The following is a 14,689-nucleotide window of genomic DNA, read 5'->3' on the forward strand; positions in this document are numbered from 1 at the left end:
AGAATTATGAGTAAAAAAGTTGTAAATAAGAACGACCAGGCTGTCGTAAAAAACGTATTTACCAAATTTTTGGAAGATAAGGGTCATCGAAAGACCCCGGAACGTTTTGCGATACTTCAGGAAATATATAATAATGATGATCATTTTGATATTGAATCCCTTTACATCAAAATGAAGAATAAAAAGTACCGTGTTAGCCGGGCTACTTTATACAATACCATCGAATTGTTGTTGGGCTGCGGATTGGTAAGAAAGCACCAGTTTGGGCAGAACCAGGCACAATACGAAAAATCCTATTTTGACCGTAATCACGATCATATTATCCTTACCGATACCGGAGAAGTTATTGAATTCTGTGATCCAAGGATACAGACCATCAAAAAAACCATAGAAGAGGTTTTTGATATCGAAATTACCAAACATTCTTTATATTTTTACGGCAACAAAAAAGAAGAAACTAATTAACCCAAATATTTCATGGCGGTAGATTTACTTCTCGGGCTCCAGTGGGGCGACGAGGGAAAAGGAAAAATTGTTGATGTTTTCACCTCCAAGTATGACATTATAGCACGTTTTCAAGGCGGACCAAACGCCGGACACACGCTCGAATTCGACGGACAAAAACATGTTTTACATACTATTCCTTCAGGAATTTTCCACGACAGCACGATTAATTTAGTAGGTAACGGAGTTGTAATTGACCCTGTGATTTTCAAAAAAGAGCTTCTGAATCTCGACAAACACAAGGTCGACTATAAATCCAAGCTTCTTATTTCCAGAAAAGCGCACGTTATTTTGCCAACACACAGGTTACTTGACGCAGCTTCTGAAGCTTCTAAAGGTAAAGCCAAAATTGGATCTACCTTAAAAGGCATTGGCCCAACTTACATGGACAAAACCGGAAGAAATGGAATTAGAATAGGAGATCTTGAGCTTGAGGGTTGGGAAGAGAAATACCGTTCCCTTGCCAACAAGCATGAAAAAATGATTGAGTTCTATAATGTGGATGTGCAGTACAACCTGGCAGAACTCGAAAAAGAATTTTTTGATGCTGTAAAAACGTTGAAAGAACTTACTTTTATAGATAGTGAAGATTACCTTCAAAAAGCACAGGCGGACAAAAAAAGTATCTTAGCTGAAGGTGCACAGGGATCTTTACTGGATATCGACTTTGGAACCTATCCTTTTGTCACCTCATCCAATACCACTGCGGCAGGAGCCTGTACTGGTTTAGGTGTGGCACCAAGACAAATTGGAGAAGCTTTCGGAATTTTTAAAGCATACACCACCCGCGTAGGCAGTGGTCCTTTCCCGACCGAACTTTTTGATGAAGACGGAAAAACTATGGCGCGTGTAGGTAACGAATTTGGAGCTACCACGGGTAGACCAAGAAGGTGTGGCTGGCTGGATCTTGTGGCTCTAAAATATGCTGTGCAGGTGAATGGTATCACGCAGCTAATTATGATGAAAGGTGATGTTTTAAGCGGATTTAAAACTCTAAAAGTTTGTACTGCTTATAACTACAGAGGAAAAGAAATTACACATCTGCCATACAATATAGAAGCAGAAAATGTTACTCCTGTCTATAGCGAAATGAAAGGCTGGGCGGCTGATCTTACCGGAATGACCGAAGCATCTGAGTTACCAAAAGAATTTAATGATTACGTGAAGTTTTTAGAAAAAGAACTTGAAGTACCAATTTCTGTAGTCTCGGTTGGACCGGATCGTAAACAAACGATCACCCGATAACATCTTATACAATTTTAAATAAAAAAGGCTGTTTCTCGCGAAACAGCCTTTTCTTATTATAAACAAGAATCTTGTGAACTTCTTCTATCCGTCACTCTCTTCACTATCATCTGTAGCAATAAATAGGCTGGCAATAGCACTAACATCATCCATTCCTAATGGCTCATCAAATGCCTGACTCACAGCCTCGGCAACATCTCCAACTAAAGGTGAATCACCATAATCCAGAGTAGTAAGATCAATAACCTGCGTTACATTTCCTTCTCCTGCGTACACTGCAGCGTATGCATCCATTGCAGCCTGTACATTTGGCGCCATAGCGTTAGCACCTTCACCTGTTATCCATCCTTCTGTTCCTCTTATTCTTCTAATTGCAGCAGCATGTCGTGCTTCAACAGAATGAATTTGAAGAGCAGGTTCAAGATATGGTGTATTCATTAAATTAGGAGCCTGTCCTTTATATGCTCTCACCCCTGTATCTTCAAAAGCCTGAGCCAATGCGAGTAACTGTGCATAAGACGCATCAGCATCTCCATTTGCATTGAATGGATCAAAAATTCCTCCGGCAGTAAAATCAAAAGTTGGCATATCGCTCACATCTGCACCTGCATCAGTCAAATTTGATTCTAAGAATTCAACGTGTGCAGATTCATGGGCTGAAATATCCATAAATACATTTTCAACTCGTCCCCCACGACCAGTTAGCACATCAGATTCTAAGGCCATTAAATAAAATTGATTTTCCAAACGCTCCAGAAGCAACGCAAATTGTAAAGCCTGTACAGGGCCAGTTGTATCCTGAAAAAAAGCTGCCGCCTTTGCATTGTTTGTTGCCAGTCCAAAAGGAACTGCTGCCGCAGCCACTTTTTTACCTAAGGAACCTACGGTAGCGAACATTTCACGCCGTGAACTCCTTTTTTTCATTAAATTCTCGGATGTAAATCCATCCAGCATCTTTATAATACTCATAATTTTTTCTTTTAGGAATTAGTGGTTACGATGTCATTGGTTCAGGCAACTGTGTAGCCGTGAAGTCTGTAGTAATAAATCCGCCTGCATCTTGAAGCACCTGTGATGGATCGTAAGCAAGATCAAGTCCGTTTTCATCAATAGTATCATCAGCTGCAATTCCACCTTCTGGATTCAGTAATTCATAAATTGCTGCCGCATGTCTCGCTTCCACAGAAACAATTTTACCTGCAATAGTCAGATAATCAGAACTTGCAAGTCTATCCCCTGCACCATTATATGCTCCTACTCCTGTATTTTCCAAAAGAAGGGCAGTTTCAAGCACTTCCTGACGACTACTAAGATCGACGGAAGAAAGGTCGAATTCTAATGTTGGTAGTACCATATCTTCATTACCCTCTCCTACTGCTGCGGTAATTGCAGCTCTAAAGAACTCCCGGTGAATTACTTCATGATTATATAAATCATCAATAACATCTTTTTCTTCTTGTGGAGCTCCTTCATAGTAAGCATCTCCTCTTACTGCAGTATAAAATGCTGCCTCAAGCTGTTCCAAAGCGAAAGCGTAATTAAGGATCCCTACATCACCACTTCCAAGATCAAAAGCTGTTGGTTCCGGTTCTGGCTCCGGCTCTGGCTCAGGTTCTGGTTCTGGCTGCGGATCAGGACCTTCTTGTTGGCCCGGGTTAAAATCATCGTCCTCACTACAGGAATACATTAAAAAACTCGAACCGGCGAAAGCTATCCCACCAAGTTTTATAAATCTCCTTCGAGATTTAAATTTTCCGTTTTTCGGTGATTCATCAACAAAATCAACCTTTACAACTGGTTTCTTCATAATTATAATTTTTAGTTCACGCTTAAACATACAGGTTAATTAGCTGGAAAGACGTTGACGCGTGTTAATGTTTTCAAAAACCCGCCGCAGCAGAGGGGTTTTTAATATTTTATTGTATTACATTAAGATTACCTTATGAGTTGTTCAAGTATAATTAGCTGATATTTTGAAACATAAGCCTTCTGAAAATTGAAATAAATCCGCGCTTCATTCGAAAAAAGAAGATATTTTTTAAACAGAATTTTCTTTATTTTCGCAAAAACTTTTTCTTTTGAAGTACTTCAAATTTCTCCTCATTTTTTCTATCCTGTTCTGTACCTGTTTCAGTTATGCTCAGGATGGGAAAAAAATTAATTACACCAGCGACCGGCAGGTAAAAAATGAAGAGAGGTATCCCGGCGCTATTATTCTTAGCAAAGTTGAGAACCAAGTACATTTTACTCATCAGGGAATCGAGGTGTGGTGCGACAATGCAGTTTTTTACAATCAGGATAATTTTTTTAAAGCTTTTGGAAATGTAAGAATGCAGCAGGGAGATACTGTGAGCATGGCCAGTAGTTATGCCGAGTATAATGGTACTACACAATTTGCTTTTGCCAGTGGTCAGGTGGTTATGCAAAGGCCGCAAACCACTTTAACAACTGATAGTTTATTTTTTGATCGTGTAAAACAACAAGCCTATTATCGGAGTGGAGGAAAAGTAATTGACACTGCCAGTGTGCTCACCAGTACCGTTGGCAGGTATTATATGGAACAGGATAAGTACTCCTTTCTTACTAATGTTGTTCTGACAAATCCGGAATACGTAATTAATTCTGAACAACTCGATTTTTATTCTGATACTGGCCACGCTTATCTCTACGGCCCTACAACCATCGAAAGCGAAACCAGCACAGTTTATTGCGAAAGAGGTTTTTATGATACTCGCGGGGATACTGGATATTTTGTAAAAAATTCCCAGATAGACTATAAAAACAGGCAGGTAGAAGGAGACAGCCTTTATTTTGACAGGAACAGAAATTTTGCTTCAGCCACGAATAACATCATAATTACAGATACCATAAATCAAAGTGTGGTAAAAGGGCACTACGCTGAAGTATTTCGCGAAAGAGATTCAGTAATTATCACTAAAAGACCCGTAGCAGCTACTTTACAGGACAGAGATTCGGTATTTATACACAGCGACACTTTAATGATTACAGGCGTTCCTGAGGAAAGAGTGATTCGTGGATTTTATGATGTAAGGATATTTAAAACAGATATGAGCGGGAAGAGCGACTCTATATACGTGGATCAAAAAACAGGATTAACTAAACTTATTAACATAACCAGCGGTCCCGTTACTTCTGTAACGAAAAGAAGAAATCCTGTAATTTGGTCTGGAGAAAGCCAGATGACCGGAGATACTATTCATCTTAAATCAAATCCTGAAACCGAACAACTGGACTCATTGATGGTATTCGACAATGCTTTTCTGATTCAAAAGGATACTATTGAAGGTTACAATCAGGTAAAGGGTATGGAACTGGTAGGACTGTTTCGCGAAAACGACATTTACCAGGTTGACATAAACAAGAATACTGAAACGCTGAATTACATGCGCAACGAACAACAGGAACTTATAGGAATAAACCGAACAGTGTCAAGTTCTATAAGGATTTTGTTCAGTGAGCAGGATATAGATGAAATTTATTACTTTGACGATCCCGAAGGCGGATTATATCCCGAAGAAGAATTTCCCATAAATCAAAGACTACTTATTGGTTTTAACTGGCGGGGCGAAGAAAGGCTAATGACAAAGGAAGACCTTTTTGAAGGAAAGCCTGTACCTGAACTTGTCCGGATTCAGGGCATCCCTTTACCGGAAGAGCAGGAAGAATTTTTTGATGAGCGGGAAGATGACGATCTTTTACTGAATGAAAACTCACGCCTGCAACCTGAAGACCTTAAGAATTCCAAGACTCCACCGCAACGGGAACAAGAAGAAATCCAGCCTGTAAACCAATTGAAGAACACATCTTCTGAGGACGAAAATGAGCAAATTTGAAAGAAGATTTTATAAAATATCAGGCGCAAACCACTCCACATCCACTGGGGCTGGAAGTCTCACATGCCAGGGGCTCTTATATTTATACTACAGACGGTAGAAAACATCTTGATTTCGTGGCTGGAGTTTCGGCATGTTCATTAGGGCATTGCCATCCTGCCGTAGTAAATGCAATAAAAGATCAGGCAGAGAAATACCTGCACGTGATGGTCTATGGAGAATATGCCCAGGAACCAGCAGTCGAACTTACAAAGCTTCTGGCCACATACTTTCCCGATAATATCAAAAAAACGTACCTGACCAATTCGGGAACCGAAGCTATTGAAGGTGCGTTAAAACTTGCCAGAAGGGCTACTGGCCGCAGTGAAATTATTGCAGCCAAAGATGCCTATCACGGCAACACGATGGGATCGCTAAGCCTTATGAGCATGGAGGAACGTATGGCGCCTTTCAGGCCATTAATTGGAGATATTTCCTTTATTACTTTTAATAATGAAGCTGATTTGGAGAAGATCAGCAAAAAAACTGCAGGTGTCATTCTTGAAACGATCCAGGGAGGTGCGGGTTTTATTCTTCCGGAAAACAATTTTCTGAAAAAGGTAAAAGAGCGTTGCGAAAAAACCGGAACGTTGTTGATATTGGATGAAATTCAGCCGGGATTTGGAAGAACAGGCAAACTATTTGGCTTTCAAAATTTCGATGTTACACCAGATATTGTTGCTTTAGGAAAAGGTATGGGTGGAGGGCTGCCTATAGGTGCTTTTGCTGCTTCAGAAGAATTAATGGACCTTTTGGCAGACAATCCTAAACTTGGCCATATTACCACTTTTGGGGGCAATCCTGTGATTGCGGCTGCCGCTTTGGCTACTTTAAAAGAGATTACAGAAACAAACCTTATACCCGCCACTCTTCAAAAAGAGAAATTGTTTCGCGAATTGCTCGTGCACCCGCTAATAATGGATATACGCGGAAAAGGTTTGATGCTCGCAGCCCTTCTTCCTTCTGAGGAAATCGCTTCAGAAATTATACTCAAAGCAAAGGATAAAGGACTAATTTTATTCTGGCTTTTATTTGAAAAGAAAGCAATTCGTATCACTCCTCCGTTAACTATTTCAGAAGAAGAAATAAAAGAAGGTTGTGGCATTATTATTGACCTACTAGAAGAAATATATGACGGCGGCCGCTCCTGTTGATTAAATTGTTAACAACAAAATTACCATTTACCGGAAACGCTTGTTATGATTTTTAATTTTATTACAGTAGAAATCCCGTAACACCTTGTTTATGCAATTGAGCCATAACGAAGAAAACAATTTCTCGCTTACCCGCTTTGAATCGATGCTGAAAACAAACGATGTTCTTTTCTTTGACTCGAATGAGTTTGAGAACATCATTCATCATTATTTAGAGAACGGCAAAATTGCACTGGCAAAAAAGGCTGTTAAATTAGGGCTCGCGCAACACCCAACCTCCACAAATCTTAAGCTCTTTAAGGTAGAAATACTTGTTTTTGAAGATAAATTGGATTTAGCTGACGGTTTACTTAATGAACTCCAGGGTCTGGAAGCTTCCAATGAAGAGGTGTATATCCAAAAAGCACAAATACTATCCAAAAGAGACAACCATCAGGCTGCTATTCATGCGCTAGAAATGGCACTTGAAATAACGTTAGATGAAGCCGATGTGCATTCTCTGATAGGAATGGAATATCTTTTTCTTGAAGATTTCGAAAATGCCAAGTATAGTTTTATGAAGTGCCTGGAAGCAGATGAGGAAGACTATTCGGCATTGTATAATGTGATGTATTGTTTTGATTTTCTTGATCAAAAAAATGAAGCAATAGAGTATCTCAACATGTACCTGAACAAGAATCCATATTGCGAAGTGGCATGGCACCAGGTTGGAAAACAATATTTTGATTTAAAGGACTACGAAAAAGCACTTACAGCATTCGATTTTGCCATTATTAGTGACGACTATTTTATTGGTGCCTACCTGGAAAAAGGAAAGGTATTGGAAAAGCTTGGTCGATACAATGAAGCTATTGAGAATTACCGTATAACACTGGAGCTAGACGATCCCACTTCTTTTGCTTATTTGAGAATTGGAAAATGTTTTGAGAAACTTGGAGCAGATAAACTTGCACTGGATAATTTCAAAATGACGGTACATGAAGACCCGCTTCTTGATAAAGGCTGGATTGCTATTACAGACTTCTACATCAAAAAACGAAATTATCAAAAAGCACTCTATTACATCAACAAAGCAATTAATATAGATGAAGAAAACGTGCTTTACTGGAAACGGTACGCAAAAATTAATAATCGGTTAAACTTTTACGAAGAAGCTGAACAAGGCTACAAGAAGAGCCTGGAATTGGGAAATTATGAGCTGGAAACCTGGATCAAACGATGTGACATTCTCATAGATCTGGGAGAATTTGAAACTGCTATACAAAACCTGATGCAGGCAATGGAATTCTATCCCGAAACTGCCGAAATTGAATATCGCCTCGCGGGATTATTCTTCTCCCTTAACGAAGGAGAAAAAGCATATTTCCATTTGAAGAACGGCCTTAAACTTGATGCAGAATACTACATCATTATAGAAGAGTTATTTCCTACTATTTTTAGGCGCAAGAGCGTAAAAGAGATTATCAATTCCTACGTAAAAACCTCCTAAAGTTTACCGAGAAAACATAAAATTCCTGTGGATATCTGTTTATTTTTTTCATTGAGCTTTCAACCAAAGATAAATTTTCATATCTATAACCTTTGACAGCTACATTTCTCCCTATCAATCACTCAGATATCTAAAAGCTGTCTTAAATCTGAGAAACTGATAACATAGAATGCATATATTTTTGTAAATCATTTTATTCCTGTCTCGTTAAGTTTCTATATTTACGTTTCACTTTAAACTTTCCACCTTTAACTTTTTTATACCTTTGGTTGAATCTTAATTTAAGAACATGCAGCGAAGTATCAGGGATTATTTTACAATTACATTAAAAGGTATGGCTATGGGGGCTGCAGACGTTGTTCCTGGTGTTTCCGGGGGAACTATAGCTTTTATTTCAGGAATTTACGAAGAACTTATTGGTACCATTGGCGGAGTGAATATTTCCTTGCTTAAAACCTGGAAAGAAGATGGATTCGTTGCAATGTGGAAGGAACTGAATGGCTCTTTTCTTGTTGCTCTTTTATCAGGGATTTTAATCAGTATTTTCACCGTCATGCGTCTTACCAACTATCTTCTGGAAGCTCATCCTGTCCTAATTTGGTCGTTCTTTTTTGGCCTGGTACTGGCCAGCATCTGGTTTGTAGGAAAACAGATCCCTGAATGGAATTTTAAGGTTGTGATAGCATTATTAATTGGAGCATTGGTTGCCTTTTATATCGTCTCTCTCCCGCCAATGGCCGGTAGTTCCAGTTCTCTTTTTTTATTCTTTGCAGGAGCTGTAGCAGTATGCGCCATGATTCTGCCGGGGATTTCAGGAGCTTTTATTTTATTACTGCTGGGATCTTACAAGACGATTAGTGAAGCAGCGCATAATTTCGACATCAAAACCCTGGCGGTCGTTGCCACCGGAGCTGTTTTTGGTTTACTTACCTTCTCCCGCTTACTTAAATGGCTTTTTACAAATTATAGCACTATTACCCTGGCTGTTCTAACAGGTTTTATAGCCGGCTCACTGAATAAAATATGGCCCTGGAAAAAAGTGCTGGAAACGGCCACTTATGGTGACAAAGAAGTTGTATTAAGAGAAACATCTGTGTTACCATGGAATTTTGAAGGAGAACCTAACACCTTATTTGCTTTCATCTTAATGTTAGCAGGTTTCTTACTTATTTTGGCCCTCGAATATTTTGCCAGTCAAAAACCTTTGAGTGCTAATGCAGCAGACTAGGACCTTTACCGATAAATTCTTTTTAGTGCTCAAAGGCCTTGCCATGGGAGCTGCCAACAAGGTACCCGGTGTCTCTGGTGGTGTTGTTGCTTTTGTCGCCGGCTTCTACGAAGAATTTATTTATTCTCTCCAAAAAGTTAATCTTAAAGCTTTTAAACTGCTTGTAAGCGGCAGGTTTCGGAGTCTTTTTCAATATATAAACGGAAAATTTCTTGGGCTTCTTATTTTAGGTATGCTAATAAGTTATTTTAGTGTATCCAAAATCCTCGATTACCTTATTGTTTATTACGAGCTCTACGTTTGGGCCGCATTTTTCGGGATGATTATTGGCTCAATTTACTACATCAGTAAAGATTTTGACGAGTGGAGCAAAAGAAGCATTCTCTTTGTCCTGGCGGGAATAACTTTAGGCGTCGCAATTAGTTTTTTGGAACCCGCTAAGGAAAATGACAATTTATGGTTTGTATTTTTCTGCGGGATGATTAGTGTTTCCGGGATGACACTTCCAGGGCTGTCTGGATCTTTTATTCTCATTTTACTTGGTAATTATGTACTGCTACTTGTAGAATCTGTAAATGCTTTGTACGATACAGTAGCCGACATTCTAAGCCTGGATTTCGATTTTATCAACAACCAGGAACGGCTAAGAATGTTACAGGTATTGGTGATTTTTTCATTGGGTTCGCTGGCCGGCCTTGTTTCTCTGTCGCATTTACTGGGTTACGTTTTGAAACGTTATAAAAACGATACTTTTGCAGTGATAATTGGCTTTATTACGGGATCGCTAGGTGTGGTTTGGCCCTGGAAAGAAGCCATTTTTAAAATAGACGATTTCGGAAATATTCTCACGGACAGCCAGGGAAACAGAATTATTGACAACTATGACAGGTATTTTCCTGATTTTGCCAATGAGCAAACCTGGATTGCCATTTTCTTTATATTATTTGGAATATTTATCGTACTTGCACTCGCGTGGTATGAGAAAAAAGCTAAAAAACCATGAAATTATTTGGACTCCTTGGAAAAAACATTGATTATTCTTTCTCCAGAAGTTATTTTTCTGAAAAGTTTCAGAATGAAGCTATAAATGCTGAATATCGTAATTTTGATATTGCCGAAATTGGCCAATTTGAATCTATAATTCAGCAAAATGAAGGTTTAAAAGGCTTAAATGTTACAATTCCGTATAAACAGTCGGTTATGAACTATCTGGACCGTCTTGATGAGAATGCTGAAGCTATTGGAGCGGTAAATACCATTCAAATTGAAGAAGACAAAAGCCTTACCGGGTATAATACAGATTATGTTGGATTTTCTGCCGCAATAAAGCCGATGCTCAAAAATGGCAATTATCGTGCTTTAATCCTGGGTACGGGCGGAGCTTCGAAAGCAGTTGCGTTTGCCTTTCAAAAACTTGAAATAAAGTACCTCTACGTTTCCAGAAACCCCGGGCCAGACCAGGTCTCATATCAGGATCTAAATGAGGAAATCCTTCAGAAGTACAAAATTATAATCAACACCACTCCTTTAGGGACTTTTCCAAATACTGAAGATCATCCCGATATTCCTTACCATTATTTAACTCAGGATCATCTGGCTTACGATTTAATTTACAATCCGTCGACCACAAAATTCATGGAACTGGCGGCAAAAAACGGTGCTTCTACCAGTAACGGTCTGCAAATGCTGCAATTACAAGCAGAAAAAGCATGGGAAATCTGGAATATGTGATATCTTCTTCCTTTTATTCCATCTCATTACAAATAGACTCAATCCCTTGCCCAATTTTAGGGGAGTTGTTATCTTTCAGGCATAAACTTTACGACGAACGTTAACACTGAACGATATGTCTCACGAAGAAAATGATAAGGAAAATAAAAACCTTTCCGGCGTTAATCCTAATGCTTCTGAAAGTACCAATTCAGAAAAAGGAGCTATGAAGGAAAGTGAAAGTAAGGCAGCAGAAGAAAGCACTGATGAAAATTCATTTTCTGAACCTGTTGAGAATACACAAAAAGCTCAGCCTGCTGAAAATGGCAATTCTAACGCGCCTGCTTCAGCTAAAGACAAATCCACTGCGGCATCTTCAGCTTCCGAAGAAGAAAATGAAGAGAACGAGAATGACACGGCAGATGCTATCGTACAGGAAAATATGAAGCAGGAAGACGTAACTGCTGCTAACCCTACTTTTGACAGTAATAAAGAAGAGGAGCAGTCGAAAAGCCTGGAGGAGAAGGTAAACACTGCAAAGCCTGACGCGATTGAGGCAGATCCCGCTTCAGAAGAAGAAAAACGTGCTGCAGCTTCTAAAGTTTCAGAACTCGAAAAAGGCAAGGATTCTGACAATGATTCTGCAGATGCTTTTGTTCAGGAAAACAAAAAACAGCAAGATTTATCTGCTAAAAACAGGAACAGCGAGACTGAGCACGAGCACGATGAAGATATGGAGGGAGATGTAGCCGGTGCAATGGTGAATGAAAACCGAAAGACTTTTAAAAGTCACCAGGAAGACGTTGATGAAGCAGTCGCTGAAGACAGCGAGGATGAAAGTGCAGTTGAAAGACACGATATTGAGAAGAAAGATTACCATTCCATGAGTAAGGAACAGCTGACGGACGAACTGGAAGCTTTACTGAAAAAAGAAAAGGTGCAGGCAATTAAAGATCACGTTACTGAAATAAGAGCGGAGTTTAATGCTAAGTTTGATGAAGAGCTGGAAGAGAAGAAAGAAGAGTTTCTTGCAGATGGCGGTAATATTATTGACTTCCACTACTCCACTCCACTCAAGAAAAGGTTTAATGATCTTTACTTTGATTATAAGGAGAAAAGAAATCTTTACTATAAAAAACTTAAGCAGGACCTCAATCAAAATCTGAATAAGCGTCTTGAAATTATCGAGGAGCTCAAAGGGCTTATCGATGTTGAAGAAAATATTAACACCACCTATAAACATTTTAAGGATTTACAGGACCGATGGAGGTTGGCGGGTGCAATCCCCCGTGATCGCTACAATAATGTCTGGAATACTTACCATCACCACGTAGAGAATTTTTATGATTTCCTCCATCTAAACAGAGAATTCAGAGACTTAGATTTTAAACACAACCTGGAGCAAAAACTCAAAGTTATAGATCGCGCAGAAGAGCTGGCAGAAGAGGAAGATGTTAACCGCGCCTTTCGTGAACTGCAGATGCTTCACAAAATGTGGAAAGAAGAGCTGGGTCCTGTCGGAAAGGAATACCGGGAAGATATTTGGGAAAGGTTTAGTGATGCGACCAAAAAAATACACGATAAGCGACAGCAGTACTTTAATAACCTCGATGAGATTTATGAAAAGAACTGGATTAAAAAACAGGAAATCATAGGTAAGATCCGGGATATTGCTGAGGAGGATTATAACAGCCATAACAAATGGCAACAAGAGATCAAGGAACTTGAGGCTTTAAGAGAAGAATTCTTTAAAGCCGGAAAAGTTCCAAGAGCTAAAAATGAAGAAACCTGGACCGAATTTAAACAGAGCGTTCGCAAATTTAACCGGAACAAAAACAACTTCTACAAAAACCTAAAAAAGCAGCAGTACGACAATCTTGAGAAAAAGCGTGAGCTTATAAAAATTGCAGATGATAATAAAGACAGTGACGATTTCAAAACTGTCACTCCCTTAATGAAGAAAATCCAGGCAGACTGGAAAAAGATTGGACATGTTCCCAGAAAAGACAGTGATAAAGTCTGGAAACAATTTAAGGCTGCATGCAACCATTATTTTGACAGACTACATGCCAGTAAAAACGAGGAAAACAAAGAAGAAACCGAAGCTTTTGAACAGAAAAAAGATATCCTGGACAAATTAAAAGCTCTTGAATTTACAGGCAAAAAAGAAGATGACCTGGCAAAAATAAAGGAATATATTGCCGCATGGAAAAACGTTGGTAAAGTGCCTTACAGCAAGCGTTTTATTGAAGGGAAATTCAATAAAGTCTTAGATCAGTTATTCGGAAAACTTGATGTGAACCGTACTAAAGCTGAAATGATGAAGTACGAGAACAAGATCCAGGCGCTAAATGATGAAGATGACGAGAAAAAAATCAGAAATGAGCATTATTTCTTAACCAAGAAAATTGAAGAAACCACTGCCGAAATTAGACAGCTCGAGAACAACCTTCAGTTCTTTTCTAATGTAGATGAAGATAACCCACTGGTACAGGACGTACACAAGAATATTAATGACCACAAAGCACAGTTGGAAGTCTGGAAAAAGAAGTTACAAAAGGTAAAGTCTTTGTATTAGGTTATAAAATGGAAAGTGAAGAGTGAAGAGTAAAAACTATCGACTCCTCACTCTCCACCCTTTATTGCTCCGCACTAAAGTTTTTTAGCTTCATTCCAGAAAAGGTCCATTTCAGCCAAGGTCATATCTTTTAATGCTTTATCGTTTTCCTTTGCTTTTTCTTCGAGGTACTGAAAACGCTTAATAAACTTTTTATTAGTTCTTTCCAGGGCATTTTCCGGATTGACCTTGAGGAAGCGGGCGTAATTGATCATCGAGAACAAAACATCACCAAATTCCGCTTCTATTTCGTCTCTGTTATCACAATTTACTTCGTGCTGAAGTTCTCCCAGCTCCTCCTGAAGCTTTTCGAATACCTGTTGCGGTTCTTCCCAATCAAATCCGACTCCGGCCACTTTATCCTGTATCCGATTGGCCTTAACCATAGCCGGTAAGGATCGCGGAACGCCTTCCAGCACACTTTTTTTTCCTTCTTTCAGCTTCAGGTTTTCCCAATTCTTTTTCACCTCTTCTTCATCGGCTACTTCTACATCGCCATAAATATGCGGATGACGGGAAATGAGTTTTTCGCAAATTGAATTAGAAACATCGGCAATATCAAAATCATTAGTCTCACTTCCAATTTTTGCGTAAAACACAAGGTGTAGCAAAACATCTCCCAATTCCTTCTTTATCTCATCCATGTCTTTATCCAGAATGGCGTCACCCAGCTCATAGGTTTCTTCGATGGTGAGGTGTCGCAGCGACTCCATCGTCTGTTTACGATCCCACGGGCATTTCTCCCGTAGTTCATCCATAATATCCAGAAGGCGCTCAAACGCCTTTAGTTGCTCCTCTCTTGAATTCATTGTAGTTCTTCAGTTTTTCCAAAAATACAAGATAAAAGAA

General features: G+C 39.2%; 12 protein-coding genes. 9 read left to right on the top strand and 3 right to left on the bottom strand.

From position 1 onward, the window contains the following. Window positions 1–6 precede the first annotated feature (6 nt). Window positions 7–465, top strand: a complete 459-nt coding sequence (locus RM541_RS14005) for a Fur family transcriptional regulator (protein WP_311493360.1) — start codon at window positions 7–9, stop codon at window positions 463–465. Window positions 466–477: 12 nt separating this feature from the next. After that, entirely contained in the window at window positions 478–1,749 is a 1,272-nt protein-coding gene (locus RM541_RS14010) for an adenylosuccinate synthase (RefSeq protein ID WP_311500762.1), read from the top strand. 84 nt (window positions 1,750–1,833) lie between these two features. On the opposite strand, the gene RM541_RS14015 is transcribed toward RM541_RS14010, so the two are convergent. Beyond that, window positions 1,834–2,718, bottom strand: a complete 885-nt coding sequence (locus RM541_RS14015; RefSeq protein ID WP_311500763.1) for a ferritin-like domain-containing protein — start codon at window positions 2,716–2,718, stop codon at window positions 1,834–1,836. Window positions 2,719–2,743: 25 nt separating this feature from the next. Next, window positions 2,744–3,556, bottom strand: coding sequence for a ferritin-like domain-containing protein (locus RM541_RS14020; RefSeq protein WP_311500764.1), 813 nt, complete (start codon window positions 3,554–3,556; stop codon window positions 2,744–2,746). 271 nt (window positions 3,557–3,827) lie between these two features. On the opposite strand from RM541_RS14020, the gene RM541_RS14025 reads away from it, so the two are divergent. The 7 genes from RM541_RS14025 to RM541_RS14055 all read left to right on the top strand — a co-directional run bounded on the left by RM541_RS14025 (window position 3,828) and on the right by RM541_RS14055 (window position 13,801). After that, the gene (locus RM541_RS14025) at window positions 3,828–5,603 is read left to right on the top strand and encodes an OstA-like protein (protein WP_311500765.1); all 1,776 of its coding nucleotides are present in this window, start codon (window positions 3,828–3,830) and stop codon (window positions 5,601–5,603) included. Beyond that, window positions 5,600–6,796, top strand: coding sequence for an aspartate aminotransferase family protein (locus tag RM541_RS14030; protein WP_311500766.1), 1,197 nt, complete (start codon window positions 5,600–5,602; stop codon window positions 6,794–6,796). Before RM541_RS14025 ends, RM541_RS14030 begins: the two co-directional genes overlap by 4 nt. 91 nt (window positions 6,797–6,887) lie before the next feature. Then, on the top strand, window positions 6,888–8,285 hold the full coding sequence (locus RM541_RS14035; RefSeq protein WP_311500767.1) for a tetratricopeptide repeat protein: 1,398 nt from the start codon (window positions 6,888–6,890) through the stop codon (window positions 8,283–8,285). Window positions 8,286–8,574: 289 nt separating this feature from the next. Further along, window positions 8,575–9,513, top strand: a complete 939-nt coding sequence (locus tag RM541_RS14040; RefSeq protein WP_311500768.1) for a DUF368 domain-containing protein — start codon at window positions 8,575–8,577, stop codon at window positions 9,511–9,513. Beyond that, window positions 9,500–10,516, top strand: a complete 1,017-nt coding sequence (locus tag RM541_RS14045; RefSeq protein ID WP_311500769.1) for a DUF368 domain-containing protein — start codon at window positions 9,500–9,502, stop codon at window positions 10,514–10,516. The genes RM541_RS14040 and RM541_RS14045 overlap by 14 nt, the downstream gene beginning before the upstream one ends. After that, window positions 10,513–11,244 carry a shikimate dehydrogenase family protein gene (locus RM541_RS14050; RefSeq protein WP_311500770.1) on the top strand — a complete coding sequence of 244 codons (732 nt, stop codon included), beginning with the start codon at window positions 10,513–10,515 and terminating at the stop codon, window positions 11,242–11,244. Before RM541_RS14045 ends, RM541_RS14050 begins: the two co-directional genes overlap by 4 nt. A gap of 115 nt (window positions 11,245–11,359) precedes the next feature. Beyond that, window positions 11,360–13,801, top strand: a complete 2,442-nt coding sequence (locus RM541_RS14055; RefSeq protein ID WP_311500771.1) for a DUF349 domain-containing protein — start codon at window positions 11,360–11,362, stop codon at window positions 13,799–13,801. 74 nt (window positions 13,802–13,875) lie between these two features. On the opposite strand, the gene mazG is transcribed toward RM541_RS14055, so the two are convergent. Then, window positions 13,876–14,649 (bottom strand): nucleoside triphosphate pyrophosphohydrolase, encoded by a 774-nt coding sequence (gene mazG, locus RM541_RS14060; protein ID WP_311500772.1) that lies wholly within the window; start codon window positions 14,647–14,649, stop codon window positions 13,876–13,878. Window positions 14,650–14,689 lie beyond the last annotated feature (40 nt).

Source organism: Autumnicola psychrophila, assembly GCF_031846645.1.
Lineage (GTDB): Bacteria > Bacteroidota > Bacteroidia > Flavobacteriales > Flavobacteriaceae > Autumnicola > Autumnicola psychrophila.

Coding starts and splice junctions, on each gene's coding strand:
- RM541_RS14005 (WP_311493360.1), top strand. CDS start 7: ATGAGTAAAAAAGTTGTAAATAAGAACGACCAGGCTGTCGTAAAAAAC.
- RM541_RS14010 (WP_311500762.1), top strand. CDS start 478: ATGGCGGTAGATTTACTTCTCGGGCTCCAGTGGGGCGACGAGGGAAAA.
- RM541_RS14015 (WP_311500763.1), bottom strand. CDS start 2,718: ATGAGTATTATAAAGATGCTGGATGGATTTACATCCGAGAATTTAATG.
- RM541_RS14020 (WP_311500764.1), bottom strand. CDS start 3,556: ATGAAGAAACCAGTTGTAAAGGTTGATTTTGTTGATGAATCACCGAAA.
- RM541_RS14035 (WP_311500767.1), top strand. CDS start 6,888: ATGCAATTGAGCCATAACGAAGAAAACAATTTCTCGCTTACCCGCTTT.
- RM541_RS14040 (WP_311500768.1), top strand. CDS start 8,575: ATGCAGCGAAGTATCAGGGATTATTTTACAATTACATTAAAAGGTATG.
- RM541_RS14045 (WP_311500769.1), top strand. CDS start 9,500: ATGCAGCAGACTAGGACCTTTACCGATAAATTCTTTTTAGTGCTCAAA.
- RM541_RS14050 (WP_311500770.1), top strand. CDS start 10,513: ATGAAATTATTTGGACTCCTTGGAAAAAACATTGATTATTCTTTCTCC.
- RM541_RS14055 (WP_311500771.1), top strand. CDS start 11,360: ATGTCTCACGAAGAAAATGATAAGGAAAATAAAAACCTTTCCGGCGTT.
- mazG (WP_311500772.1), bottom strand. CDS start 14,649: ATGAATTCAAGAGAGGAGCAACTAAAGGCGTTTGAGCGCCTTCTGGAT.